The following is a 26,362-nucleotide window of genomic DNA, read 5'->3' as shown; positions in this document are numbered from 1 at the left end:
TTGAGGCTCAGCTTGCTTTCGCAAACCCGGCCTGTCCGGCCAGGATCCGGTCAAGCGCTGCCGTGAAGCGGTCCACTTCCTCCAGGGTGTTGTAATGCACCATCGAGACGCGCAGCATGCCGCCATGATCCGTCAGGCCGAGATATTCGGCGAGCCGGCGCGAGTGAAAATCGCCGAAGCGCATCGCGATCTTTTCTGCGTCCATCGCCCTGCACATCTCGCCGGCCTCGCGACCGTCGAAGCGGAAGGCGATGGTCGGCACCCGGCGGCTCTCGTGATTGGCTGACTGGCCGACGATCATGCAGTCGTTGCGCGAGCGCAGATAGGTGAGCAGACGGTCGGTCAGGGCATCCTCCTGCGCCGTGATCGCCGCATAGGCGGCCTCGATTTTCCGGCGCACGCTGCCGGTTTCGCCGGCCTGTTCGCCAAGGCTCACGAGGTAGTCGACGATGCCGCAGGTGGAATAGGCGAGCTCGTAATTGGGGTTGCCCGGCTCCAGCTTGCCCGGCACTTTGTCCTTGCCGTAAAAGTAGTGGTAGATCGGGTCGAGCTCGAGAAGCAGGTCGTATTTGCCATACATGAGGGCGTAATGCGGACCATAGGTCTTGTAGAGGCTGAAGACATAGTAGTCGACGTCGAAAGCCTGAACGTCGACGGCCCGGTGGGGTGCGTATGCAACCGCATCGACGCAGATCTTGGCGCCGCGGGCATGCACGAAATCGGCGATCTCGCGGATCGGGTTGATCGAGCCCAGCAGGTTCGAGCAATGGGTCACGCAGACGAGTTTCGTGCGTTCGGTCATCAACGGGCCGAGATCGGCGAGATCCAGCGTCAAAGTCTCCTTGTTCAGCGGCCATATCTTCAGCACCACGCCACGCTCCTGCAGTCGGTCCCAGGGGCCGATATTGGATTCGTGGTCCGCAATCGTGATGATGATCTCGTCGCCTGCCGATAGCTGGCTATGCATCGCGCGCGCGAGGTTCTGCAACAACGCGGTCGTCGAATTGCCGAAGACGATCTCTTCTGGGCGGCTGGCATTGACCAGATGCATGGCCGCCGTGCGCGCCTCCTGGAGGGCTGCGGCTGCCGCCTGCGATACCTCGTAGGAGCCGCCGATCTGCACGTTCTTCTCAAAGAGGAAGGTGTTTATGCGCTCGACTGCGCCCTTCAGGATCTGTGAGCCGCCCGCATTGTCGAAGAAGGTCCAGCCGCGGGCAAGCCCCGGGAACTGGCTGCGCACATAATCGAGATCGAGCGGCTTGGTGGAAGAGGCTGGCATGGCGGGGTGTCCTCCGGTCTTTTCTTTTTTCAGTGGTTGAGGACTGCGCGCAGGAAGCCGCGCGTCCGTTCGTGTTGGGGGGTGTCGAAGATATCCTCAGGCGCGCCGCTTTCCACGAGGCGGCCGCCATCCATGAAGATCACCCGATCCGCGACCTGACGGGCAAAGCCCATCTCGTGTGTCACCACAATCATGGTGACGCCGGAGCCTGCAAGCTTGCGCATCACGTCGAGCACTTCGCCGACCATTTCCGGATCGAGCGCCGATGTCGGCTCGTCGAAGAGCAGAACGCGCGGCTCCATGGCGAGAGCCCTTGCAATCGCCACGCGCTGTTGCTGGCCGCCGGACAATTGCCCGGGAAATTTCTCCGCCTGCTCAGATATGCCGACACGGGCGAGTAGTTCGCGCGCCTTGCGTTCTGCTTCCGCCTCGGGCGTGCCCCGCACCCGCATTGGCGCGAGCATGACGTTCTTGAGAACCGTCATGTGCGGGAAGAGGTTGAAGGACTGGAACACCATGCCAACCTCAGCGCGCACCTTGGCGAGCGCCGGGCCCGGCTCGACGCGGATGCCATCGACGGTGATACGGCTTTCCGGTGCAAAGGCTTCGAGATGGTTGATGCAGCGGATCAGCGTCGACTTGCCGGAGCCCGACGGGCCGATCACGCAGACCACTTCGCCTTCGGCAATGTCGAGGTCGATGTCGTGCAAAACGGTGAAGGTGCCATAGGCCTTGGTGAGCCCGCGGATGGAAATGAGCGGGGAAGTAGTTCCGGTCATCAGCGTTTCCCCCGGCTGAAATGTTTCTCGAGACGCGAGACGACGGCGACCATCGGCCAGAGCAGGGCAATGTAGATCAATGCCGCCCCGATAAGCGGTGTCGGATTGGCGGCGAGCGCCTGGGCCTGGGTCGCCTGTTTCAGAAGATCCGGCATAGCGACAACGGAAGCGAGAGCCGTATCCTTCATCACGTTGATGCAGTTATTGGTGAGCGGCGGAATGACGATGCGGATCGCCTGGGGCAGGATCACGTCGATCATCGTATGACGATTGGAAAGACCGAGTGCAGCCGACGCCTCGAACTGGCCATGCGGGATTGCCTCGATACCGGCGCGGAAGATCTCGGCGGTATAGGCGGCGGACACCAGTGACAGTGCCGTGACTGCAGAGAGAAACGGCGAAAGCCGGATGCCGACGAAGGGCAGCGCGTAATAAACGACGATCAGCAGGACCAGAAGCGGGATCGAGCGGAAAATGTCGATGTAGACGCGGATCAAAAGCTTGAAGAAATTCGGTGCGTAAAGGCGGGCGACGGCGAGAAACAGTCCGCCGGCAAGGCCGACCAGAATGCTGGTCACGCCGATCTGCAGGGTCACTACCAGACCCCAGAGGAGGGCCGGCAGGCTGTCCGCGAGGACCTGCAGATTGAAGAAGGTATTGAGGAGTGTCATGCCGCATCGGCTCCCTTGGTGAACCGGCGGAACGTATCGGTCCCGCCGGATGCATCACAGGTTACTTGCCCTTGGGCATGTCGAGTACGGTGACCGTCGAGGTCGTGTCCTCGGCCTTGGCGCCGAACCAGGTCTCGTGCAACTGGGCGATGAAGCCTTCCTGCTTGAGCGTGGTGATCACGGCATTGACTTCCGTTGCGAGCGGATCGTCCTTGTTGAACATGATCGAGTATTTCTCGCCGGTCGGGATGCGCTCGACCACCTTCAATTCCGGCTTGTCCTTGACGTAATAAAGAAGCGCCGGGATGTCGGAGATATAGCCATCGATGCGACCGGCAACCAGGTCGAGCATCGCGGGCTGCAGGCCCTCGAAGCGGCGGATCTCGCCGAGTTTATATTCGCCCTTGTTGGCCTCGGACCACATGTCGCCGGTCGAGCCGGTGTCGACGCCGACGACCTTTTCGCCCATGTCCTTGAGACCCGTAATGCCGGAGGCGGCAGTCACGGTCAGCGACTGGTCGCTGTCGTAATAAGGCTGCGCGAAGGACACCGATTCCAGGCGCTTTTCGGTGATGGTGATCGACGAGATCGCCATGTTGATGCGGCCCGACTGCACGGCCGGGAAGAGGCCGTTGAACGGCGTGTTGACGAATTCGACCGTCTTGCCGAGGCGTTTGGCGATTTCGTTGACGAGATCGACCTCGAAGCCCGTGACCTTGCCGCTGGCGTCTTCGAATTCCCAGGGTACGTTGCCGATATTGGCGCCGACGGTGAGGTCTGCCGCCTGAGCGCCGGTTGAAAACGCGGCGATGAGGCCCGCAAGCATGGTTGCCTTGAATGTGTTGGAGCGTGTCATGAGAGTTCCCCTTGTTTTTTGAACATGACTCAATCTACATTGGTCTAACTGGTCAGACCAGTCAGGCCAAGCAAGCATGCGGCTTTCCGCTTGGCAAGGGGATGCCGAAAAAAATAGATTGCGCTGAGAAGCACGCCGCCGGGGAAGGGACCGCATGTTCAACAAGACGCTCGTGCCGCAATCGGTAGCACGTGAGATCCAGGGCATGATCCAGTCCGGGCAGTTGAAGCCCGGCGAAAAGATCCCTTCGCAGCGGGAGTTTTCCCAAAAGTTCGGCATCAGCCGCGCCTCGCTGCGAGAAGCCCTGCTGACGCTGGAAACACTCGGTCTGTTGAAGACGGAGGCGGGCAGGGGCACCTTCGTCGCAAGTCCTGCCACGCCAGCCTCCGCTGCCACCGGTCACATGGCCCCCTGGCGCTACTCCGACAGCCATTCGGTCTTCGATGTCTTCCAGACCCGCATCCTGCTGGAAGGCGAGATCGCCCGCCTGGCGGCCGGCCGCCTCACACAGCTGCAGCTCGACAAGATGGAGCAGGCGACGCGCACCATGGAAGAGTGCTGGGCCAATCAGGATCTGCTGGCCAATGTCGAGGCTGACCTCGAATTTCACGGGCTGATCGTCTCGGCCTGCTCGAATGCCATGCTGAAAGCGCTTTATCAGACCGTCCGCGACCTTGTGACGGAAACGCAGCGCCAGCCGATCCCGATCACCGATCCCGAACGCATGCGGGAATCCATCGCGGAACACCGCAGGATCATCCTTGCCCTGCGGTCCAACGACGGCGCGCGCGCCAAGCTGGAAATGGAAACCCATATTCGCAACACCGCGCGCTGCGCCGGCCTCGAGCCGTAGGCGGCCACCCAGTTCTATCCCGAGCCGACTCGCCCGGTGGGAACCTGTCGGATCCCTTTCCCGTTCATCGCTCGGACGGCAATTGGCAGCGCACATGCCCAAGGGTTGAGCGGCGCCGTGTTGTCCTGCCCCGACCGAGGAAGGACCCCATGACCGACACCTTCAAGCCGACAACCGCCATGGCCGAGGAAGCAGCCCGAGGTCTGGAACTGCGCGAGAAGTTCAAGCGCGGCGGAACCGCAGTCGGTGTCGCCCGCGCACGGGACCTTAAGAACCGACGCAACCTGAGCGAAGACACGCTCAAGCGCATGAAAAGCTATTTCGCCCGCCACAAGGTCGACAAGCGCGCCAAGAATTTCGGCGACGATGAAAACCCGTCGGCGGGTTACATCGCCTGGCTCCTGTGGGGCGGTGATGCCGGGCGCGACTGGGTGAAGGACAAGCTCACCTGAAATCGACGCAGGCCGAAGCCAACAGGACCAGGGAGAACCGACATGACCAAGATTTTTCACAAGGGCGACAAGGTCGAATGGAAGACCAGCCAGGGCAAGACCGAAGGCAAGGTGGTGAAGAAGCAGACGAGCCCGACGAAGATTAAGGATCACCCGGTCAAGGCGTCCAAATCCGATCCGCAATACATCGTCGAAAGCGCAAAGACCGGCAATCGCGCCGCGCACAAGCCGGATGCCCTCCACAAGGCTTGATGGAAGGCGGTGGAGGCTCCGCTCTTGGTCCGGCCTCCGAATCGGCAATCGCGCCCCGGTGTTGACCCATTGGCCAAGGACTGCGACAAGGCTCGAATGCATACACCGATCGATATTGACCCGGATTATCTCAGGTCTCGGCTGAAGGCATTGCTCGCCATTCCGAGCCCGACAGGCTTCACCGATGAGGCCGTCCGGCACACCGCCCGCGAACTGGAACGTCTTGGACTTGAGGTCAAGCTGACCCGCAGAGGGGCGATCCGCGCCCGTCGACCGGGAGCCGCCGACAGGCCTGCCCGTGGCATCGTCTCCCACCTCGACACCCTCGGCGCCCAGGTGAAAGCGCTGAAAGACAATGGACGTCTGGAGCTGGTCTCCATCGGCCACTGGTCTGCCCGCTTCGCCGAAGGCGCCCGCGCCTCGATCTTTTCGACCAAGGGCATTTACCGCGGCTCTATCCTGCCCTTGAAGGCATCCGGGCATACCTTCAACGATGAGGTCGACACACAGCCGACAGGCTGGCGGCACATTGAAATGCGCATCGACGCCCTGGCGCGTGACCGCAAGGACATCGTACAGCTGGGCATCGATATCGGTGACATCGTTGCGATCGATCCGCAGCCGGAGTTTCTCGACAACGGCTTCATCGTCTCGCGTCATCTCGATGACAAGGCCGGTGTCGCCATCATGCTGGCAGCACTCGAGGCGATGCAGCGGCAGGAAATCGAGACACCGGTCGATACCTATTGGCTGTTCACCATCGGAGAAGAAGTCGGCGTCGGCGCTTCAGCCGCGCTCGTGCCGGAGATCGCCTCTCTGGTCGCCATCGACAATGGCACCACCGCCCCCGGCCAGGCTTCCGACGAATTCGGCGTGACGCTTGCCATGGCCGACCAGACCGGCCCCTTCGACTATCATCTGTCCAAGAAGCTCTTCGAACTCTGCGGCGAACATGGCATTCGCGTACAGAAGGATGTCTTCCGCTACTATCGCTCCGATGCCGCCTCGGCAGTGGAGGCCGGCCATGACGTGCGCACGGCGCTTCTGGCCTTCGGCGTCGATGCCTCCCATGGCTACGAGCGCATCCATCTTCATGCGCTGATCTCGGTCGCCAAGCTGGTGGTTCACTACGCCGCCAGCGAAGTCCAGATCGAGCGCGATTCCGAAGAGGTGTCCGGCCTGCGCGGCTTCACGCGCCAGAAGGTGGCGCCGGCCGAGCAGGTGCTTCGAGCAAACGAACCCGACGAACCATAATTCCGGCACGTCGAGCCATCTGCCCGCGTCGCGGATCGCCGCAGTTGGAGCCGCATTTGAGGCACGATTGTTGCGAAGTTTTGCGCATGGCTTGACATCCGATTGCGGCGATTGTTTCCCACTGCTAGCGTTCGGAATGGCGAATGCGTCGAAGCTGCGGAGAGTGAGACAATGTCGGGCGACGAGGCAACGAAAAGGCCGCGGCTGAAGATCGGCTTCGTGCTGTCGCGTTCCTTCACTTTGTCCGCTTTCGCGCTCTTCATCGACACGATCCGTCTAGCAAGCGACGAATATGATCGTTCGGGCCGAGTGCTTGCCGATTGGCAGGTACTCGGCAGCACGCGTCACCTGATCAGTTCCAGCTGCGGTGTGCAGGTCGCACCGACCAGCGACTTCGTTGATCCGAGCCGCTTTGACTACATCGTCGTCGTCGGCGGCCTTCTCGGGCGCCAGGCCGCCGTGGACGACCAGACGATCGCTTTCCTGAAAAGAGCCGATGCCCAGAAGGTGCCGTTGATCGGCCTTTGCACGGGAACCTTCATCCTGGCGGAAGCGGGTCTGATGAAGAACCATCAGACCTGCGTCAGCTGGCTCCACTACCAGCAGTTCCGCGACCGCTTTCCCGATCACGAGGTCCGCTCCGATCGTCTCTTCAATCTCGACCGTCGCCGCGGCTCCTGTGCCGGCGGCAGCAGTTCCGCCGATCTCGCAGCCTTCATCGTTCGCCAGTATCTCGGCCATGATGCCGAGCGCAATGCTCTCGAAGTCCTGCAGATCGAGAAGGCCCGTACCAACAGGGACATCCAGGTCCGTCGGCCACTCACCATCGAATGCGACGACCCCCGTGTGAAGGCGGTTCTGATCCTGATGGAGCAGAGCCTCGAAAACGAACTGACCATCGATCAACTCGCTCGCTCGGTCGGCCTGTCCCGACGGCAACTCGAGCGCCTCTTCGCCCAGAAGATCGATGTCTCGCCCGCCCGCATCTACACCAAGCTCCGCATGGAACGCGCCAAGATGCTGGTCACCCAGACCAATGCGTCGCTGATCGATATCGCCCTTCAGGTCGGCTTCCAGAACACCTCCCATTTCACCCGTGTCTTCAAGGGCACCTATGGCAGGACGCCGGGCCAGATGCGCAGCCATCCGGCTGTTTGACCGCGATCGGCGCTCGCGCACCAGCTGCTTTAGCGCTGCCTTTTTTAGGTCTGCTGCCTGCGACGCGAAGGCTCTTGTCGCCCGCTTGTGAGCCGGCTTGGCCAGTGCTATCCAGCAGACATCTGTCGGGGGATAGAATGGCCGAACGGGGCATTGAGTTGAGTTTTGACCGGGCGATACGCATGATCTGCGTCATCGCGCTGGTCTTGCTCGGCCTCGCGCATCGCCCTGCCGTTCCATCCACACCGCAGCTCTCTCCGCAGGAAATCGCCGCCCTCACGCTTCCCGACGGCACCCTGCCCGAGCTCTGCCTGCCCACAGAGGACGGCAAGGGCAAACCGCATGCGATGTCCTCCGATTGCGAAGCCTGCCGCATCTCCGCCTCGGTGCTTTTGCCCAAGCCTGCGGATGCTGTCGGCATTCGCCTCCCTCTCATCGCCGCGGCTACCCTGCCGCAGCCGGTCGAAGCGCATTACCGCCAGCTGTTCCCACCCGCCAGCCATCCCCGCGCACCCCCAGTCACCGTCTGATCGACTGTCGTAGCCGACGCGTTGCGTCGGTCCTTCGTATCGTCAGACCTGTGAGCCTGCAGTATCCGCAGCTCCGGTCAAAATCGGATGTCTGTCATGCTGCAAATGCTCGCTAAACGCGGGGCGACGCCTCCGTTTCCGTCGCCAAGTGTCCAGGTCCCTGAAGTCAGGCAGGCCCCGCTCGCCGGGCCGCTTCTGGCGCCAAGAACGGTAATTTTCCTCGAAGGCCTCGCCCGCGCACCGCAATACCGCGTCATCGACGGCTGTGTCGCAACCGTTCAAACCCTCTCGGATGGCAGACGCCAGATCATCGATCTGGTCGGTCCCGGTCGCCTGATCGGCCTCGGCTTCGGCGATCAGAACCGCTATTCCGCCGAAACCCTCGGCTTCACCCGGCTGGAGGCCATGTCAGAAAGCTTGGCTGAGGGCGAGCGTGATCTGGCGCTCAGCGAAATGCTGGCCCGTTCGCAAAGCCTCGTCATGCTGCTTGGGCGCAAGACCGCACCCGAACGGGTCGCCTCGGCCCTGATCGACCTTGCCCTTCAGTTCGGTCGTCCGGCGCGCCACGGCAAGCGGGGCGCCGTGACCTTTCATCTCTATCCGACACGCGGCGATCTCGCCGATTGGCTCGGCCTGACCCTCGAAACAGTCAGCCGCTGCATCTCCCGCCTGAAAAAGGCGGGCCTCATCGACATCAGGCATGGCGATCTCGTGACCGTCCTTGAACCGCAACAGCTTTCCGGCATCGCCGCCGGTGAACGCTCCCTGTCCCACTGATCCTCCTCCAAACCAACTGAGACCCAGAATGACAACCGTTTCCGATCTCTCTCCGACAAAAGCAGACAGCCCCGTCCTGTCGCGCCGCTTCTATATCACCGCCTGGCGCTGGCACTTCTATGCCGGCCTCTATGTCGCGCCTTTCATGATCATGCTTGCCGTCACCGGCCTGATGATGCTGTGGACGGCGACCTTGTTCGGTCGTGACGGTGAGAAGACCTATACCGTCGAGCCGCAGGCCGCCATTTCCTCTGTCTCGGAGCAGGCGGGAGCCGCGACCCTAGAAATCCCCGGCCAGATCATCCAGTACATCGCCCCGCGCACGCCCGAACAGGCCGCCCTCTTTCGGATCAACCTGGGCGACGCCTCCTATATGGTCGCGGTCGACCCCTACCGTGCCGAAGTCCTCGGTCATTGGGACCGGCGCACCGGCCTCTACGATCTCGCCGACAACGTCCATGGCACGTTGCTGATCGGCACGTTTGGTGACCGCCTGATCGAGATTGCGGCCGGCTTCGGCATCGTCCTCGTCGTCACCGGCCTTTATCTCTGGTGGCCGCGAGATGGCCGCGGCCTCGGCTCCGTGCTCGTCCCGCAGCTCTCTGCCAAAGGTCGCCAGCTGTGGAAGTCGCTGCATCTGACCATCGGCTTTTATGCCTCGCTCTTTCTCGTCGTCTTCCTGCTGTCGGGCCTGACCTGGGCCGGCGTCTGGGGCGAGAAATTCACCCAGGCCTGGAGCACGTTCCCGGCGGAGAAATGGGACAATGTCCCCCTCTCCGACAAGACCCATGCCAGCATGAACCATGGCGGCGTGAAACAGGTGCCGTGGACGCTGGAACAGACCCCGATGCCCGCCTCCGGCTCGCAGGCGGGTGTCACCGGCACGCCCGAAGGCCAGCCCGTCACGCTCGACGCCGTCGTCTCGCTCGCCCGCATCATCGGTTTCGATCAGCGTTTCCAGCTGGCTTTCCCTGGCGATGAGACGGCCGTCTGGACCATTTCGCGTGACACGATGAGCAATGACGGCGCCAATCCGCTTGACGATCGGACCGTGCATGTCGACCAGTATACCGGACGTATCCTCGCCGATGTCGGCTTCAACGACTACGGCGCAGCCGGCAAGGCCATGGCCGCTGGTGTCGCCTTCCACGAGGGCGATATGGGCCTCTGGAACCTGGTCCTGGTCAATATCGTCTGTTTGTCGGTCATCTTCCTCTCGGTCAGCGGCTTCGTCATGTGGTGGAAGCGCCGGCCGAAGGGCGCGGCCCGTCTCATGGCCCCGACCGTTGGCGAGCATGGACCGCTCTGGAAGACCGGCGCCTTTGTGATGCTGGCGACAGCACTTCTGTTCCCGCTTACCGGCGTCGTCCTCCTGGCAGTCCTCCTCCTCGACCTCCTCGTCTTTCGCCACATCGCTCCGCTGAAAAAGGCCCTGAGTTGATCGAATTTCGGCGCCCCAAAAGCGGGGCGCCGAGCAAGCGCCTGCCATGTTCCGAAAAAAGAATGGAACAATGGAACCTCTCGACCATTTGCAAATCATGTGTCCGGTAAACCGAAGAACGGTTTGCCGGCACCTTTTCGTTTGGTCTTTCAACGGAGGTTTCAGCCCGGTTCATGTGTGGCATTTGTGGAGAAGTGAGATTCGATGGCGCATCGCCGTCGGTAGCGGCAGTTTCGATCATGGCGGATGTTCTGGCCCCACGAGGGCCGGATTCGGCCGGCGTGATGGTGAGGGGCAATGTCGGGCTTGGCCATCGACGATTGCGCATCCTCGACCTTTCCGACAAATCCCAGCAGCCGATGGTCGATCCCGATCTCGGCCTTTCGCTCGTCTTCAACGGCTGTATCTATAACTTCCGTGAACTGCGCAGCGAATTGGAAGCCAAGGGCTACCGATTCTTCTCCGATGGCGACACCGAGGTCATCCTGAAGGCTTGGCATGCCTGGGGCACGGACTGCGTATCCCGCTTCCACGGCATGTTCGCCTTCGTCATCCATGAGCGCGACACCGGCCGCGTCGTCATGGCGCGAGACCGCTTTGGCATCAAGCCGCTGTATCTCGCCGAAGTCTCGGGTGGTCTGCGCTTCGCGTCCTCGCTTCCCGCCCTCGTCAAGGCAGGCGGGGTCGACACCGCGATCGATGTGACCGCGCTTCACCACTATATGACCTTCCACGCCGTCGTGCCGCCGCCGCGGACGATCTACAAGGGCGTGCGCAAGCTGCCGCCGGCAACGATCCGGGTCTACCAGCCCGATGGCAGTTTCGAGGACAAGCGCTACTGGGACCCCGCCTATACGCGTCGATCCGAAGATTTCGGCATGAGCCGCGAGGACTGGCAGCAGCAACTGCTCGATGCGCTGCGTCTTGCCGTCAAGCGTCGGATGATTGCCGATGTCCCCGTCGGCGTCCTGCTGTCAGGTGGTGTCGATTCCAGCCTGATCGTCGGCCTTCTGGCGGAAGCCGGCCAGACAGGCCTGATGAGCTTCTCCGTCGGCTTCGAGGAAGCCAATGGCGAGAAGGGCGACGAATTCGTCTATTCCGACCTCATCGCCAAACGCTTCGGCACCGACCACCACAAGATCTTCGTCCCCTCGGCCGATCTGATGGGTGCGCTGCCCGGCACGATTGCCGCCATGTCGGAGCCCATGGTCTCCTATGACAATGTCGGCTTCTACCTTCTGTCGAAGGAAGTCTCGAAACACATCAAGGTGGTCCAGTCCGGCCAGGGCGCCGACGAGGTCTTCGGCGGGTATCACTGGTACCCGCCGCTGGTCGGCTCCACCAATGTCGTCGGCGACTACGGCCGTGCCTTCCGCGATCGATCGCATGAAACGCTCGCAACCCAGCTGCAGGATCGCTGGATCGCCGGCAGCGATGTGAGCGGCGACTTGCTGCGCGAACATCTGCTGCGCTCCGGTGCCGATAGTCCGGTCGACCAGGCACTCCGCCTCGACAGCAATGTCATGCTCGTCGACGACCCGGTCAAGCGCGTCGACAACATGACCATGGCCTGGGGCCTGGAAGCCCGCGTGCCCTTCCTCGATCACGAACTGGTCGAACTCGCCGCCCGCATTCCCCCTGAGGAGAAGCTGCGGGACGGTGGCAAGGGCATCCTCAAGGATGTCGCACGCAAGGTCATCCCGTCAGAGGTCATCGACCGCAAGAAGGGCTACTTCCCGGTCCCCCAGCTGAAATACATCGCCGGTCCCTATCTCGACATGCTCCGTGACGCCCTGTCGTCCCAGGCTGCCCGCGAACGTGGCCTCTTCCGCCAGGACTACATCGACCGTCTGGTGGCCGATCCCGCCTCGCATATCACCCCGCTGCAGGGCTCCGAGCTCTGGCAGATCGGCCTTCTCGAAATGTGGTTGCAGGCCCAGGAGAACTGACGTGAGCAAGGCAGAGAAGAAGCCCGCCACCCAGCCGCGCAAGGCCCGTCGCGGCAATGCCCTGTCACACCGGTTGACCCGGCTCCGCACCCCCGGCGGCGGCAGTCAGGGAGCGACCAGTCGTGCCTGCGAACCCGATGCGCGCAACCGCAACGTCGCGCTGGATTGCGGCTGGGGGCGGCTTCTTTTTACGCCGAGCTTCGACGCCTATCCCGACCTCCTCGAAGCGCTCCGCGAAGAAGCGCCCGACACCCGCGACATCGCCTTTCATGTCGGAGATCCCCATGTCCTGCTCGCCCAGGCGCCGCAGGAGATCTTCCTCGATCCGTCCCATACCTTTAGGCTCGATCTTTCCACCTATCGCGCCGGCGGTCGTCGCCCGAAGGGCGTGACCTTCAGGCGCTTTTCCTCCGAAAGCGATGCGGCGGGCATCAATGCGGTCTATGCCAGCTGCGGCATGGTCCAGGTGCGCGAGGACTTCGTCACCGGCGAGCGAGACAACCGCCCGGTCACCTATTTCGTCGCACAGGACGATCTGACCGGCGAGATCGTCGGAACGGTCACCGGCATCGACCATCATCGCCTGTTCGACGACCCGGAGCGCGGCGCTTCGCTGTGGTGCCTCGCCGTTCACCCGCAAGCCCGCCAGCCGGGCATCGGCGAGGGCCTTGTGCGCATCCTCGCCGAACATTTCCAGGCCCGGGGCCTGGCCTATCTCGACCTCTCCGTCCTGCACGACAACGACAAGGCGATCGGTCTCTATGAGAAGCTCGGCTTCCGCCGCGTGCCGCTCTTTGCCGTCAAGCGCAAGAACGCCATCAACGAGAAGTTCTTTGCCCAGCCGGTCGAAGGCTACGAAGCGCTTAACCCCTACGCCCGCCTGATCGTTGACGAGGCGCTCCGCCGCGGCATCCATGTCGAGGTGACCGATCCCGAAGGCGGCTTCTTCCGGTTGAGCCATGGCGGCCGAAGCATTCACTGCCGCGAAAGCCTCTCGGATCTCACCTCATCGGTAGCCATGTCGATCTGCGACGACAAGGCCGTCACCCGCCGCTTCGCCGAGGCAGCCGGTCTCAGCGTGCCGGAACAGCTCTCAGCCGATGCCCCGGATGCCGACAAGCAGGCCTTCCTCGAAAAGCACGGCAAGCTGGTGGTAAAGCCCGCGCGGGGCGAACAGGGCAGGGGCATCTCGGTCGGCATCTCCTCGATGGATGCCCTGCAGGCCGCCATCCGCCAGGCCCGCCAGGTCTGCGACCGGGTTCTCCTGGAAGCCTGTTTCGAAGGCGAGGACCTGCGCCTTGTGGTCATCGACTACAAGCTCGTTGCCGCCGCCGTCCGCCGTCCACCGCGTGTGGTCGGCGATGGCCGCTCGCCGATCCGCAAGCTGATTGAACAGCAGTCCCGCCGACGCGCTGCCGCAACCGGCGGCGAAAGCCGCATCCCTGTCGATGCCGAAACGAAGCGTTGCCTCGCCGAACAGGAGCTCGATCTCGACAGCGTGCTGGAAGAGGGGCGTGAGATCACTGTGCGCAAGGCCGCCAATCTCCATACCGGCGGCACGATCCACGACGTCACGGCCCAGGCACATCCCGATCTCGTCGATGCCGCCTGCCGGATCGCCAAGGCGATCAAGATCCCGGTCGTCGGCATCGATTTCATGGTCCGGGATCCAGCCGAACCAGATTATGTCTTCATTGAAGCCAATGAGCGGCCCGGCCTTGCCAATCACGAGCCACAACCGACGGCCGAGAGCTTCATCCAGCTCTTGTTTCCCGGCAGCCGCGCCCGCGAGCGCCGCAACGCCTAACCACAAGTGTGAAACAGAGTTTACGAAAGAGGGGCGGCATTCCGATGCCGCCCCTCTTTCACAAGTATCGATTGCCGTTACTGCGATTCGCCGAGTGTGTCGGCGACATGCGCGCCCCGCTGACCCATCGGCTGAGCCGGCCCGGTCGTCGTATCCTCGGCCGTCTGATGCTCGAGCTCGGCATTCAGCATCGCCCCGACAATCAGGATCACCACCGATAGCCAGGCCCAGAACATGAAGCCGATAAAGGTGCCGAGCGCGCCATAGGTCGCGTTGAAGTCGGCGAAATTCTCCAGATAGAAGGTGAAGCCGAGCGACATGATCATCCAGATAAGCGTGCTCAGCAGCGTGCCCCAGGTCAGCCATCGAAGCTGGGCATTCTCGCGGCTCGGCCCGTAGCGATAGATCATTACGGTCCCGAGCCAGATAACGCCGATCAGGATCGGCCAGCGAATCAATCCCACGATCATCTCGGCCCGTTCGGAGATGAAAACCACGGACATGATCAGCGGCAGGATCGCCAGCGCCGTGACGATAACGGCGAGAATGGCCATGGCACCGAGCGTAAAGGCGATGGCGAGCAGCGTGGTGTGGACGAAACCGCGTTTCTCCGGCTCCTGATAGGCAATGTTCATTGCCTCGAAGAGCGCGACCATGCCGTTGCGGGCGCTGAACAGCGAAACGCCGAGACCGACGAGAAAACCGGTGCTCAAGGTGCTGTCGTTTTCGTCCGCCAGCGCCTGCAACTGCCCGAGGATCATCGCGACCCCATCGGCGGGCAGCAGTTCGGAGAGGAAATCCAGCCGTCCGGCGATCGTGGTCGGGTCCGCAATCAGGCCATAAAGCGAGACCAAGGCTGCAAGACCTGGAAACAAAGACAGCATCACATAGAAGGACACACCAGCCGCGGCCAGCATCACCCGGTCGGATGTCAGCCGCGACAGGACCCTGAGCGACACGTCCCACAGACCCCGCACCGGAATGTCGCCGGGGCTGCGCGCATCCCGTCCCCGGTCGTCACGGACATGGGAAGCGGTGAGGGGTGGGGATGAAGGGGTCACTGGCGGCATGTCGGGCTCCTTGTTGTCAGGGAAACTGGTCCGCAGGCTGCCATGTTCCATCTCGAGGCGCGGGAAGCAGGGCGGAACCGTATCAGGCCGAGATCGGTTGGATATCAGAGTGTTTCACAGGGAGAAGACCATGTCCGACAACAACGATCACGAAGTGCCGAAGAACGATGCGCGAGAGGACATTGATCCTCATCTGGCGCAGCCCGTCGAAGCGGCCGCGCGCCGGTCGGACGCCGCCGCCGCGGAACATGGAATGTCGCTGCATGGCGAACTTCTCAACATCTACCGACTGGAACCCATCGCCGCGCCGGACGATCCGCGTTGGGACAATGCCCCCAGCCATGGTGTCGTGACCGTGGCTGCCCGGTCAACGGGCGATGCTCGCCTCGTCGCGGCCTCGCAGGAACTGGACTATATGGAAATCGACGCCAAGCCTGCCGAGGACGTCACGACCGGCATGGCAAGCGCCTTCCGCTCGGAGAAACTCTACACGGTCATTGAAATCGCGCGGGACAGGCAGGGTCTCACCCGCGGCCTCATCGAAGGCGAGATCGGCATCGATACGATCCGCCCCGTGCAGATCTGATCGACGCAAGGCTGCTGCGATCCCGGTAGCGCAGGCGGAAGCGAGCTAAGCCCGCTTCCGCCTTTTTTCGTTTTCGAAAACGAACGGGCGTTAGACCTTGGCGCGTTCACCCGCCTCTTCGCGCGAGACAAATTCCATTGTGACCTCACGCAGATTGTCCCGCAGCCACTGAGCCATGTTCTCTTCTTCCGCGAGGTTCTGCTGCAGACCGTTGGTTGCGCCCTGGAAGCCACCCATCTCCGCCATGACCATGAGCGAATTATACGCGGCGATCTCGTAATTCTCGAAAGCCTGGTTGGCGAAGGAATTCTTCAGGATCTCGTCGCCTGCCATGGCGTGGCTGAGCGCGGCCATGCTGCCGCCCGCCGAGAGCATCCAGTCCTTGATGGTCGAGTGATCCTCGTCGAGGCTGGCGAGGATGTCCTCGAGCCGCTTTAACTGCGCTTCGGTCTCCTGCAGATGCTGTTCCAGTCGCCGTGCCACCTGCGGATAGTTCTCGATCCGGGAAAGCTGTGGCTTGATGATCGAGATTGCCTGGTTTTCCATCGCATGCGCATTGCGCAGGCCGGTAACGAAGAGCGAACGTCTGTCTTCTGCCATTGTCTTTGTCTCCTTGATCTGACCGCCTCCGAACTGCAGGCCTCCGGAAGGGTTCCCCATGGTCGAGATGCAGGAGCAGTCAAGGAAAAGGCACGCCCAGCAGGGCGTGCCTCGACTAGCAATAGTCTGCGGCCGAATGTCTGGACCGTTGGCCGGTCTTGATCAGCCTTCGAAGTCGCCTTCAGGATTCACCTCTCGTCCGCCGACGATGATCGCCCGCTTGCCGACATGGTTGGCGGCACCGACGATGCCCTCCTGCTCCATGCGCTCCACCAGCGAAGCGGCCTTGTTGTAGCCGATCGAGAGGCGGCGCTGGATATAGGAGGTCGAGCACTTCTTGTCGCGCAGCACCACCTTGACCGCCTTGTCGTAGAGGTCATTGCCGTCCTCTTCGGCCATGGCGCCCTTGTCGAAGACGGCGGTGTCTTCTTCCGGCTCTTCCTCAACCTCATCGGCATCCTCGGTGACGGTGCCCAGATAATCAGGACGGCCCTGCATCTTCAGATGCGCGACAACCTTCTCGACTTCCTCGTCGGAAACGAAGGGACCGTGCACGCGGGCAATGCGTCCGCCGCCGACCATGTGCAGCATGTCGCCCTGGCCGAGCAGATGTTCGGCGCCCGGCTCACCGAGAATGGTGCGGCTGTCGATCTTGGACGTTACCTGGAAGGAGACGCGCGTCGGGAAGTTTGCCTTGATCGTGCCGGTGATGACATCGACCGACGGACGCTGCGTCGCCATGATCAGGTGGATGCCCGCCGCACGCGCCATCTGCGCCAGCCGCTGGATCGCGCCTTCGATCTCCTTGCCGGCCACCATCATCAGGTCGGCCATCTCGTCGACCACGACGACGATGTAGGGCATCGGCGAGAGGTCGAGCTCCTGCTCCTCATAGACGATCTCGCCGCTCTGCCGGTCAAAGCCGGTCTGGACGGAAACGGTGATCGTCTCGCCCTTCTCGCGGGCCTGGGCTGCACGGGCATTGTAGCCGTCGATATTGCGCACGCCGAGGCGGCTCATCTTGCGATAGCGGTCTTCCATCTCGCGCACCGCCCACTTCAGCGCCATGACGGCCTTCTTCGGATCGGTGACGACAGGGGTCAAGAGATGCGGGATGCCGTCATATACGGAAAGCTCCAGCATCTTCGGGTCGACCATGATCAACCGGCATTCGTCCGGCCTGAACCGGTAGAGCAGCGACAGGATCATCGTGTTGATCGCCACCGATTTGCCCGAACCCGTGGTGCCGGCAACGAGCAGATGCGGCATCTTCGCAAGCTCCGCGATCACCGGCTCGCCACCGATGGTCTTGCCGAGGCAGACCGGCAGCTTGTAGCGCGTCTCGGCGTAATCGGGCGTCTCGATCAGCTCGCGCAGATAGACCGTCTCGCGCACCGGGTTCGGCAGCTCGATGCCGATCACGTTGCGGCCGGGGACAACGGCGACACGCGCCGACAGTGCCGACATCGAGCGGGCGATATCGTCGGAGAGACCGATGACGCGCGAGGACTTGACCCCCGGCGCCGGCTCGAATTCGTAGAGCGTGACGACGGGGCCGGGACGCACGTCGATCACTTCGCCTTTGATGCCGAAATCTTCCAGCACGCTTTCCAGAAGCCCGGCGCTCTGTTCTAGTGCCTCTGCCGTCATCGTGACGCCCGTTTGCACCGGCGGCATCTGCAGGAAGTCGATATACGGCAACTCGTATTCGCCTTCGCCGAGCGCCTCCTGCGCTTTGAAAAGGGGCTGGCGTGGGAGGGCGGCGGACATTGGAGCAAGCGACGAATGGTTTGCCTGAAGCGGCGCCGGAGAAACGGCCTCAAGTGGGGCAACGGTTTCGCTCGCCGCTGCCTGTGCCTGCTGCAATGCATAGGACGGAGCTGAAACCTCGCGATATGCGACTTCCCGATAGAGCGCGACGACCGAGCCCGGGGTTGCCTCGAACACCGGCTTGCGCACTGCGATGGCGAGCGGCTGCGCTGGCGCAGAGATGCCATCCGGGCGATAGCGCACGACTTCGGCGCGAACGGGTGAAACGGCCTGAGCTGCCGGCACTGCCGCGGCTCGAACCGGCTGCGGAGCCGCCGGCTTGCGAGCCTGTGAGACAGGTTGCGCAATCGCCGGACGCGCCATTTCGATTTCCAATGGAGCATCCACCGGCGCGATCATCGCCTCGAAGAAGATGTGATCCGACAGCAGCGCTGCGATCGGCAGGCGTTCAGCCTGCGCTTTGGGTTCGGCCGCCACAGGCGCGACGGCAGTCACTGCCCCGGGCTGCATTGGTGACGGATTGGTCATCTGCGCCCATGCGATAAAGCCGGACGAGACTGGCGGCGTTCCGGCCGGAGCCGTGACAACCGGCTGTACAGGTGCTGAGGCAGCAACCGGGGCCGCAACCGGCTCAGGTGTCGCTGTCGCCGGCGGTGTCCGCAGAAACGCATTGCGCACCATGGGCGCACGCGCGGCGGGAGCTGCCTGCTGGGCGGCAAGCCGCGCGGCTTCGGCCTGCTGGGCGAGCGACCGCTGCAGATGTGGCGGCACATGGGCCTCGGTCGCCAGACGAACACTCGTCCCGACGGTCGCGGCCTGCGTGCTGGCCAGCACGCTGCGCATGCCCTGAACCAGGGGTGCCGGCTGCGCGGGCTGCGAGGCAGGGCCGATCTCGTGTGGCGATGCGCCATCCGCCATCGATGCTTCCCAAGTGGCTTGTTCGGCCTGCTGGCGGGCGAGCTCCCGGCGAAGCTTGTAGGTGAGCGCGCGGGCGCCCACGGCATCTGGTGGTTGCGGCAAGGTCACGGAAGCCGGCATACGCGGCACTTGGGGCTTCGGTGCAGGGACGGACGCGCCCGTGCACGGCAATCCGGCATAGGGGACGCTGCTCGTGGCAGACGAGGCGGGCTTGGCCGGGGCAGGGGCCACTGGCTGGCGTGTCGGCTGATAGGCCTGCCGTGTCGGCGCCTGCGGCATTGCCGGCTGTGGAGTGACTGTCCGTGCAGGCAGCGCGCTCGGCTGGGGAGCGGGCGCCGGCGTCGGCTCGGCCTTGCCTGACACGCGGTCGGGCGTACGGGTGAACCGCACATTGGGACCCAGAACGAAGGCCTTCTGCCAAACCGGCGTTTCCTCACGCCCCTCGATCTGGTCGGCCGCCGACTGATCGGCACCTTCACCCTTGTTGTCCCCTAACTGATTGAGCTGATACGCGGAATTTGAACGGGGAGGGTGCATCGGAAACCTGAACGCTGGCGGGATACAAGAACGCGAAAACTGAGCTATCTGAGTAGAAAATAAAGGTTAACGACCGCTTTCCGTCCGGCAGAAATTTCTAATGCATGAAGGGTCTGAATCGGGCCGTTTCGCCCCCGATGCCGCTGTTGCCAAAGCCGAATTTCGCCCCTTGCCGGAAGATGCGGCCCCCCAAGTTTTTTTCTCGCACCATGTCTCGGCTCGGGCTATGGACGGGGACGAACAGAAAGCCGGTCATGTCGAAGAAAGAGAAGCCCAGTCCCCTGAAGAAGCTCCTGAAGGCATGGACAGCAACAGGTCCCGAGGATCGCCAGGCCTTTCTGGATCTGGTCGCCGCAGAGCTGCGGGCCCGCGCATCCGTCTCGCCCGTTTCGTCCGCTACCGAACCGATTCCCGACGATGCCGCAGCCCTCATTGCCAATGGCCGTTACCTGCTGCCATCGACGATCGAGCGGGTCGAGGCGGTCATGCGCGCTCGAAAACTCTCGCCCTCCGGCGTCATGGCCGAACTCGGCTTCTCCAGCCGCGACGCCTCGCTTACCCGTGCGCTCGCCATGAAAGCCGCCTTGCGCCTCTCCGTGATCGCAGCGCTTGCCGAATGGCTCGCCGCCCACGAAGCGGACGGCTGAGGATTAGGCGATGCCGTTCACCCTCGTCGCGCCGGTTGAGTTCGTTCAGGACATAAAGAAAAGCCGCTTCATCGCCCAGGCCGCCCCGATTGCAAGTGAAGAGGAAGCGAAAGCCTTCCTCGCCGCGGTCTCCGATCCCGCGGCCAACCACAATTGCTGGGCCTGGCGCATCGGTCAGGCCTATCGTTTCTCCGATGACGGTGAGCCCTCGGGCACGGCCGGCAAGCCCATCCTCCAGGCCATCGATGGTCAGGATCTCGATGGTGTCGTCGTGGTCGTGACCCGCTTCTTCGGTGGCATCTTGCTTGGCAGTGGCGGGCTGATGCGTGCCTATGGCGGAACGGCAGCCCAGATGCTGCGGGTCGCCGGCAAGCGCGAGATCATCCCGATGGTGACGGGCGAATCATCGGTGAACTTCTCGGACCTCGCCCTCGTGAAATCACGGCTCGCCGCGATCCCGCACCTCACCTTCGTCGAAAGCTTCACGGCAGAGGGTGTCGATCTCACGGTCACACTGAGGCAGGGCGATGAGGATCAGGCGATCCGGCTGGTGCGCGATCTCACCAGCGGCCGCTCGAGCCTCGTCTTTCCGGACTAAAGCCTCAGCTCTTCTTTTTCGGCATGTCCTGGCTGGAAAGCTGCTTCCAGGAATTCTGCTGGGCGAGCATGCCGCGCAGATATTGCAGATTGGCCGCCGCCTGCTGCGGATCGAGCTCCTGGGCCGCCAGCTGTTCTGCCTCTTGGAACCGGCCCTGAAGGCCAACCACCAGCGCGAGGTTCTGGCGAACCCTGCTGTCTGCACGGGGCTGCTGCGACGCCTGGCGCAGATAGTCCTCGGCCGTCTTTAGGTCGCCGGAAAGCACGAAGGACATGCCCATGTTCGACAGCACGCTTGGATCGTTCGGCTGCATCTGCAGCGCCATGCGGTAACGCGAGCGCGCCTCGCTGGAACGGCCGAGCTGGTCGAGCACAGCACCTTCCGCCGAATAGAGCCGCCAGTCGGGCCGGTCGGGCGTCTGCGCCCGTTGAATGGTTCCTAGTGCCTTTTCCAGTTGCCCCGCCGCCGCCTGCGCCTTGCCAAGCGCGGAGAGCACTTCGCGATCATTTGGATGCGCGATCGCCACCTGCTGCATGACGGCAAGCGCCTGCGTGTTGCGGCCGGTCATCATCAGTCCATTGGCATAGGAAAGCCCGACATTCCGGTCTCGCGGGTTGCGAGCATAGGCCTGGCCAATGCCCTCCACTGCTTGGTTGAGTTGCGGACCGCTGAGCGAATCGAGTTGCTGACTTGCCTTGGGGATCGAGCCGGTGGTCAGCTCCTTCTTCGCCGAGCCGCAGCCGGTGAGCGTCATCGCCGCCATCACCAGACCTGTCATGGCCACGATCCGCAGATGGTTTGCCGAGCCTGGAATTCGCATGCGCATGGTGATCGTCCCGAGTTAGCTAGTCCCCGCCGCCGCGCCTTTGTCGGGCGGCGCAACCTCCACTCAAGCAATAATCTGTTAACCCTAACGGAGTGTTAATCGAGCCCCGACCGATTCTTCAGCCGAATCTCCAGAAAGCGTCTCCCCATGGCCCCGTTCCAGTATATCGAAAGACCGTCCCCGTTCAGCACCAAGGGCGGCAAGACGCTCCCGGTCTTCGCCGTCACCCCGGCCCATGTCGAGACCGGCACGCTGGAACCACTCGCCCTCGATTGGGCGAAGAAGGCGGGCTTCAAGGCCGAGGCCGGTTCGGTGCTGCTCATCCCAACCGAGGACGGGCATGTCGGTGGCGCGCTGTTCGGGCTCGGCTCCAACCCGTCCGAAAACCCCTATCTGACCGGCAAGCTCGCCCGTGCGCTGCCGGCCGGCGAATGGCACATCGAAACTGCCCCGCTCACCGCAAACCGCCTGTTGCTCGGCTACGGCCTCGGCGCCTACAGCTTCGACCGCTATCGTTCCGAGCGGGTCACCGAACCGCGCCTCCTGATCCCGCAGGATGCCGATGCCGCCGACATCAAGCGCCAGTTGGCGGGCGTCTATCTCGCCCGTGACTTGATCAACACCCCGGCCAACGACATGAGTCCGGCCGATATCGAAACCGCCGTGCGCCGCCTCGCCGAGCACTACAAGGCCGAGGTCTCCGTCATCACCGGCGACGAACTCGTCGAGAAGAACTTTCCGCTCGTCCATGCCGTCGGCCGCGCCTCCACCGTCGCGCCGCGCGTCATCGAGATGCGCTGGGGCAAGAAAGGCCATCGCAAGGTCACTCTCGTCGGCAAGGGCGTGAGCTTCGACACTGGCGGCCTCGACATCAAGCCGGCCTCCTCCATGCTTCTGATGAAGAAGGACATGGGTGGCGCCGCCAATGTTCTCGGCCTGGCGCTGATGATCATGGATGCCAAGCTCAAGGTCGATCTGCGCGTCGTCATCCCCGCCGTCGAGAACGCCATTGCCGGCAATGCCTTCCGCCCTGGTGACGTCTACAAGAGCCGCAAGGGGCTGACCGTCCAGATCGACAACACCGATGCCGAAGGCCGCCTGATCCTCGCCGATGCGCTGACCTACGCCGATGCCGACGAGCCCGATCTGATCATCGACATGGCGACGCTGACGGGGGCCGCACGCGTGGCCCTCGGGCCCGACCTTCCGCCCTTTTTCACCGACGACGAGGAGCTCGCCGATCAGATCGCCGATGCCAGCCTCGAGGTCGACGATCCGCTCTGGCGCATGCCGCTCTACAAGGGCTACGAGCGCATGTTGAAGGCCCAGATCGCGGATGTGACCAATGCCCCCTCCGGCGGCATGGCGGGTGCGATCACGGCGGCCCTGTTCCTCAAACGCTTCGTCTCGCCGGGCCGCCGCTGGGCACATTTCGACATCTTCGGCTGGTCGCCGACGGAACGCGCTCATTCGCCTGTCGGCGGCGAGGCGCAGGCGATCCGCGCACTCTACCGCTATCTCCAGTCCAGCGCCGACTGAGCCTGAGCGCCCGACCCCTTGCCAGATCGTTCCTTTGCCGGAATGATATGGCGGGGGCGAAAACCCCGGACCATCATAAGGGGGAGGGGCCATGGGCCTCGACATGACGGCGACCCAGGCGCTTACCCTGTGGCACGAGGTGACGCTCGATCAGGTGCAGAGGCAAGGCCCCGACCTCACCATGCGCCAGCTCGCTGTGCTGCTCGAGATCTATCTTGTGCCGCCGCCCCACACGGTGCGCGGCCTTGCCGCCACCCTCAATGTCACCAAGCCGGTCATCACCCGCGCCCTCGACACGCTGGGAGAGATGGGCCTCGTTGATCGCATCAGAGACGAGCTCGACCGCCGCAGCGTCATCGTCAAGCGCACCGTCGGCGGTGCGCTCTTTCTCGAAAAATTCGGCGATAACATCATCGCCCGGGGCCGCACGCTCGGCTGACGGAGACTGAAATCATGCTCGACCGGCGCCTCAACGCCTTCCGTTCTGATCTCGCCGACATCGCCCTGAAGGGCCAAGTCGAGGCCGAATGTTTCGTCACGCCGGAACCTGCCATGGTCACCCTGCCGGTGGTGGCACTTCGCCCAAAACCGGATCTGAATGTCGGTATCGATACCGAACTCCTGATGGGTGAAGAGGTCCAGGTTTTCGAGCGCAAGAATGGCTGGGCCTGGGTGCAGGCGGTGGACGATGGTTATGTCGGCTACCTGCCGGAAGAAACGCTCGGCCCGGTCGCTGCGACTACCCATGTCGTCACCGTGCCGCGCACCTTCGTCTATTCGGGCCCCGACTTGCGCTTCCCCACGCGCATGGCATTGTCGATGGGAAGCCGGCTAACGATATCGGGCGAGGCGGAAACCCGTGGCACGCGCTACCTGCTGCTTTCAGATGGAGATGCGCTCGTCGCCCCCCACCTAAGCCCGATCTCGGACCCGCCCGTGCCGGATTACGTCACTGTCGCCGGACTATTCCTTGAGACCCCCTATCTCTGGGGTGGCAAATCCGGCTTCGGTATTGATTGCTCGGGCCTTGTGCAGCTGGCCATGCGCATGGCCGGGCAGGAAGCCCCGCGCGATAGCGACATGCAGGCATCGGGCCTCGGCGTGCCCGTGGAGCGTGCCGAGCTCAGGCGCGGCGATCTTGTCTTCTGGAAGGGGCATGTGGCGATCATGGAAGACGAAACGACCATGATTCACGCCAACGGCAACACCATGTCCGTGGCCCGCGAGACGCTTGAGGCCGCCATCGAACGCATCGGCTGGCTTTATGGCACTCCGACCAGCTACCGCCGCCCCGTCGCCGAAACGTGATGATCCCGGTCTTGGTGCAGCCGTGGCGAGCGCTTATATCGGCACCATTAGAGCTGACGAGAAGATTGCCCATGCTGCCGGCCAACCGCAAAAACAATGTCCTCGCAAAGACCGGCCTCGGTCTTGTGATTGCGTCGCTGGCCGCCTTCGCAGCGCTCGCGGTGCCCGCCTCCGCAGCCGAAGGCATCACCTGGGGCAAGGCCGGCCAGGAGAGTTTCAAGGACCTGCCGGGCGTGAAGCCGGAGGATCCTGTCAACCAGTTCGGTGAAAACGTCAGCTGTGAAACGCGGACGGTTGTCCCCAACCGCCAACACTTCGGTCGCCGTGATCTGCGCGACAGCCTGCCCTATACGGTCTACCGCTGCGAAAAAAACGGCATTGTCTATGAAGGCACCGAGCCGCCGCGGTCCGGCCGCATGTGGTATCCCGGCGTCAATCCGAGGGTTATCGACTGATCTCGGCGGCATCGCTTCAGTCGTTCGAGGCAGCAAGTTACGCGATCAACTGACGTTGATCGGGTTTTGCAAGATTTTACGTAAGATTAAAACGCGAAAGTAGTATTTCGTTCTTAGGTTGTCCTCAATAGACGGCATCCGTCCATCCCGCGTGGTTCGGATCCATTGTCGTTTCAAACAATGAGGACACATCATGCTTCTGGAGAAGATCAGACACTGTTGGCAGGATCGGTCGGGCAACTTCGGTCTCATTTCCGCATTGCTCGCACCGATCGTCCTCGTGTCCGCAGGTGGTGCCCTGGATGTCGCTTCGGCCTACAACACGCGTATCGAGATGCAGGCTCAGCTCGACGCCGCCATGCTCGCCGCTGCCCGCAAGAGTGGGAAAAGCGCCCAGGAGCTCGAAGCCCGTAACTTTCTCGGTCTCAACGCCGAGCAGGACGAATTGAATGAAAGCGCCGGCTTCACGCTGACGGTCAATGCCGACGGTTCGCTGACCGGCGGCTACGAGCAGGATGTCGACAACAGATTTCTCGGTATTGTCGGCCTGAGCAGCTTCACGCTTGGCGTCAACACCACCGTCGCTGCCGGGGCGGAAGAGGCGGCTGGCGGCAATGGCTGCATCTATGCTCTCGGCAACAAGAGCCAGGCCGTGCTCATCAACTCCGGTGCCAATGTCAAATCGACGAAATGCGAGGTCCACGTCCATTCGACCAGCAATCCCGCCTTCATCATGAATGCCGGGGCAACGATCGATACGGCGAAATTCTGCGTCAAGGGCACGAACTACATCAAGAACGGTGGAACGCTCAGCAATCTTCAGACGAAATGCGCGGCGGAAGCGGATCCCTTCGCCGGCAAGATGCCTGAGCCTAAGGTCCCTGCAAACTGCACCACCTCGGGCACGATGGACGGTCAGTCCATCACGCTGCAGCCGGGCAAGCACTGCGGAACCACGTTCAACGGCTCGCCGACCGTCACGTTCAAACCGGGTCTGCACATCATTTCCGGCCGGATGATCATAAATTCCGGCGCAACGGTGAAGGCGGAAGGGGTTACGTTCTATTTCCCCGACGTCAACAGCGAGATCCGCGCCAATGGCGGTCTGACCTTCACGGCGACAGCGCCGACATCCGGACCCTACAAGGACATCCTGATGTTCGAGAAGACCAGCGACGCCAGCAACAACCGCAACCCGCAGCAATATGTCTTCAACGGCAGCAAGGGCGAGATCCTCAAGGGGATCATCCACCTGCCCAATCGTGACGTGACCTACAATTCGACCACGAACCAGACGAACAACATCACACTGGTGGTGAATACCATCATCATGAATTCGGCCAACTGGAAGATCGAGCCCCTGTCGGGTGGCGGTTCGACGCCGACGAGCGGTCTCGCCAATCCTCGCATTCTGCGCTGATGCTGGTCGAAGGAATTCAGATCGAGGAAG

At 62.8% G+C, this 26,362-nt stretch carries 26 protein-coding genes; 18 read left to right on the top strand and 8 right to left on the bottom strand.

Going from position 1 to position 26,362, the window contains the following annotated elements; all coding sequences use genetic code 11:
* Positions 1 to 7: 7 nt before the first annotated feature.
* The 4 genes from QWE_RS05695 to QWE_RS05680 form a co-directional block, all read right to left on the bottom strand.
* Entirely contained in the window at positions 8 to 1,279 is a 1,272-nt protein-coding gene (locus QWE_RS05695; protein WP_006725140.1) for a cysteine desulfurase-like protein, read from the bottom strand.
* A 29-nt stretch (positions 1,280 to 1,308) separates the two neighbouring features.
* The gene (locus QWE_RS05690) at positions 1,309 to 2,058 is read right to left on the bottom strand and encodes an amino acid ABC transporter ATP-binding protein (protein ID WP_006725139.1); all 750 of its coding nucleotides are present in this window, start codon (positions 2,056 to 2,058) and stop codon (positions 1,309 to 1,311) included.
* A complete protein-coding gene (locus QWE_RS05685) occupies positions 2,058 to 2,729 on the bottom strand; it encodes an amino acid ABC transporter permease (protein ID WP_006725138.1) in 672 nt (223 codons plus the stop codon). The genes QWE_RS05690 and QWE_RS05685 overlap by 1 nt, the downstream gene beginning before the upstream one ends.
* A 61-nt stretch (positions 2,730 to 2,790) precedes the next feature.
* Positions 2,791 to 3,585, bottom strand: coding sequence for an ABC transporter substrate-binding protein (locus tag QWE_RS05680; protein WP_006725137.1), 795 nt, complete (start codon positions 3,583 to 3,585; stop codon positions 2,791 to 2,793).
* A gap of 154 nt (positions 3,586 to 3,739) precedes the next feature.
* On the opposite strand from QWE_RS05680, the gene QWE_RS05675 reads away from it, so the two are divergent.
* From QWE_RS05675 to ngg, 10 genes are all read left to right on the top strand, one after another.
* A complete protein-coding gene (locus tag QWE_RS05675) occupies positions 3,740 to 4,438 on the top strand; it encodes a FadR/GntR family transcriptional regulator (RefSeq protein WP_006725136.1) in 699 nt (232 codons plus the stop codon).
* A 149-nt stretch (positions 4,439 to 4,587) separates the two neighbouring features.
* Positions 4,588 to 4,890, top strand: coding sequence for a hypothetical protein (locus tag QWE_RS05670; protein WP_006725135.1), 303 nt, complete (start codon positions 4,588 to 4,590; stop codon positions 4,888 to 4,890).
* A 42-nt stretch (positions 4,891 to 4,932) separates the two neighbouring features.
* Positions 4,933 to 5,142 (top strand): hypervirulence associated TUDOR domain-containing protein, encoded by a 210-nt coding sequence (locus tag QWE_RS05665; protein WP_006725134.1) that lies wholly within the window; start codon positions 4,933 to 4,935, stop codon positions 5,140 to 5,142.
* Between the two features lie 96 nt (positions 5,143 to 5,238).
* On the top strand, positions 5,239 to 6,396 hold the full coding sequence (locus tag QWE_RS05660) for an osmoprotectant NAGGN system M42 family peptidase (RefSeq protein WP_006725133.1): 1,158 nt from the start codon (positions 5,239 to 5,241) through the stop codon (positions 6,394 to 6,396).
* Positions 6,397 to 6,567: 171 nt separating this feature from the next.
* A complete protein-coding gene (locus QWE_RS05655) occupies positions 6,568 to 7,554 on the top strand; it encodes a GlxA family transcriptional regulator (protein WP_006725132.1) in 987 nt (328 codons plus the stop codon).
* A gap of 137 nt (positions 7,555 to 7,691) precedes the next feature.
* Positions 7,692 to 8,084: a hypothetical protein gene (locus tag QWE_RS05650; RefSeq protein WP_006725131.1), complete on the top strand. Its 393-nt coding sequence runs from the start codon at positions 7,692 to 7,694 to the stop codon at positions 8,082 to 8,084.
* 96 nt (positions 8,085 to 8,180) lie between these two features.
* Positions 8,181 to 8,861, top strand: coding sequence for a Crp/Fnr family transcriptional regulator (locus QWE_RS05645; protein ID WP_006725130.1), 681 nt, complete (start codon positions 8,181 to 8,183; stop codon positions 8,859 to 8,861).
* Between the two features lie 28 nt (positions 8,862 to 8,889).
* Positions 8,890 to 10,302, top strand: a complete 1,413-nt coding sequence (locus QWE_RS05640) for a PepSY-associated TM helix domain-containing protein (protein WP_006725129.1) — start codon at positions 8,890 to 8,892, stop codon at positions 10,300 to 10,302.
* A 173-nt stretch (positions 10,303 to 10,475) separates the two neighbouring features.
* On the top strand, positions 10,476 to 12,251 hold the full coding sequence (locus QWE_RS05635) for an N-acetylglutaminylglutamine amidotransferase (RefSeq protein WP_006725128.1): 1,776 nt from the start codon (positions 10,476 to 10,478) through the stop codon (positions 12,249 to 12,251).
* Position 12,252: 1 nt separating this feature from the next.
* Positions 12,253 to 14,058: an N-acetylglutaminylglutamine synthetase gene (ngg, locus tag QWE_RS05630; protein WP_006725127.1), complete on the top strand. Its 1,806-nt coding sequence runs from the start codon at positions 12,253 to 12,255 to the stop codon at positions 14,056 to 14,058.
* A gap of 77 nt (positions 14,059 to 14,135) precedes the next feature.
* Here ngg and QWE_RS05625 read toward each other — a convergent pair whose 3' ends face one another.
* Positions 14,136 to 15,128, bottom strand: coding sequence for a YihY/virulence factor BrkB family protein (locus QWE_RS05625; protein WP_006725126.1), 993 nt, complete (start codon positions 15,126 to 15,128; stop codon positions 14,136 to 14,138).
* A gap of 130 nt (positions 15,129 to 15,258) precedes the next feature.
* Here QWE_RS05625 and QWE_RS05620 point away from each other — a divergent pair, with 130 nt between their 5' ends.
* Positions 15,259 to 15,714 (top strand): hypothetical protein, encoded by a 456-nt coding sequence (locus tag QWE_RS05620; protein ID WP_006725125.1) that lies wholly within the window; start codon positions 15,259 to 15,261, stop codon positions 15,712 to 15,714.
* Positions 15,715 to 15,804: 90 nt separating this feature from the next.
* Here QWE_RS05620 and QWE_RS05615 read toward each other — a convergent pair whose 3' ends face one another.
* Positions 15,805 to 16,314, bottom strand: coding sequence for a ferritin-like domain-containing protein (locus tag QWE_RS05615; protein ID WP_006725124.1), 510 nt, complete (start codon positions 16,312 to 16,314; stop codon positions 15,805 to 15,807).
* A 162-nt stretch (positions 16,315 to 16,476) separates the two neighbouring features.
* Positions 16,477 to 19,539, bottom strand: coding sequence for a DNA translocase FtsK (locus tag QWE_RS05610; protein WP_006725123.1), 3,063 nt, complete (start codon positions 19,537 to 19,539; stop codon positions 16,477 to 16,479).
* Between the two features lie 254 nt (positions 19,540 to 19,793).
* Here QWE_RS05610 and QWE_RS05605 point away from each other — a divergent pair, with 254 nt between their 5' ends.
* Positions 19,794 to 20,186, top strand: coding sequence for a hypothetical protein (locus QWE_RS05605; RefSeq protein ID WP_006725122.1), 393 nt, complete (start codon positions 19,794 to 19,796; stop codon positions 20,184 to 20,186).
* Between the two features lie 10 nt (positions 20,187 to 20,196).
* Positions 20,197 to 20,784 carry an IMPACT family protein gene (locus QWE_RS05600; RefSeq protein WP_006725121.1) on the top strand — a complete coding sequence of 196 codons (588 nt, stop codon included), beginning with the start codon at positions 20,197 to 20,199 and terminating at the stop codon, positions 20,782 to 20,784.
* A 4-nt stretch (positions 20,785 to 20,788) separates the two neighbouring features.
* On the opposite strand, the gene QWE_RS05595 is transcribed toward QWE_RS05600, so the two are convergent.
* Positions 20,789 to 21,562, bottom strand: a complete 774-nt coding sequence (locus tag QWE_RS05595; RefSeq protein ID WP_420804544.1) for a tetratricopeptide repeat protein — start codon at positions 21,560 to 21,562, stop codon at positions 20,789 to 20,791.
* A 195-nt stretch (positions 21,563 to 21,757) separates the two neighbouring features.
* On the opposite strand from QWE_RS05595, the gene QWE_RS05590 reads away from it, so the two are divergent.
* The 5 genes from QWE_RS05590 to QWE_RS05570 all read left to right on the top strand — a co-directional run bounded on the left by QWE_RS05590 (position 21,758) and on the right by QWE_RS05570 (position 26,332).
* Positions 21,758 to 23,149, top strand: coding sequence for a leucyl aminopeptidase family protein (locus QWE_RS05590; RefSeq protein WP_006725119.1), 1,392 nt, complete (start codon positions 21,758 to 21,760; stop codon positions 23,147 to 23,149).
* A 91-nt stretch (positions 23,150 to 23,240) separates the two neighbouring features.
* Positions 23,241 to 23,588: a MarR family transcriptional regulator gene (locus tag QWE_RS05585; RefSeq protein WP_006725118.1), complete on the top strand. Its 348-nt coding sequence runs from the start codon at positions 23,241 to 23,243 to the stop codon at positions 23,586 to 23,588.
* A 14-nt stretch (positions 23,589 to 23,602) separates the two neighbouring features.
* Positions 23,603 to 24,457, top strand: a complete 855-nt coding sequence (locus QWE_RS05580; protein WP_006725117.1) for a C40 family peptidase — start codon at positions 23,603 to 23,605, stop codon at positions 24,455 to 24,457.
* Positions 24,458 to 24,528: 71 nt separating this feature from the next.
* Positions 24,529 to 24,912, top strand: a complete 384-nt coding sequence (locus tag QWE_RS05575; RefSeq protein WP_006725116.1) for a hypothetical protein — start codon at positions 24,529 to 24,531, stop codon at positions 24,910 to 24,912.
* A 193-nt stretch (positions 24,913 to 25,105) separates the two neighbouring features.
* Positions 25,106 to 26,332 (top strand): TadE/TadG family type IV pilus assembly protein, encoded by a 1,227-nt coding sequence (locus QWE_RS05570; protein ID WP_006725115.1) that lies wholly within the window; start codon positions 25,106 to 25,108, stop codon positions 26,330 to 26,332.
* Positions 26,333 to 26,362: the final 30 nt, after the last annotated feature.

Origin of the sequence: Agrobacterium albertimagni AOL15, assembly GCF_000300855.1 — a bacterium.
Lineage (GTDB): Bacteria > Pseudomonadota > Alphaproteobacteria > Rhizobiales > Rhizobiaceae > Allorhizobium > Allorhizobium albertimagni.
The sequence above is the reverse complement of the archived record's forward strand: the minus strand, read 5'-3'. Positions and strand labels throughout refer to the sequence as shown.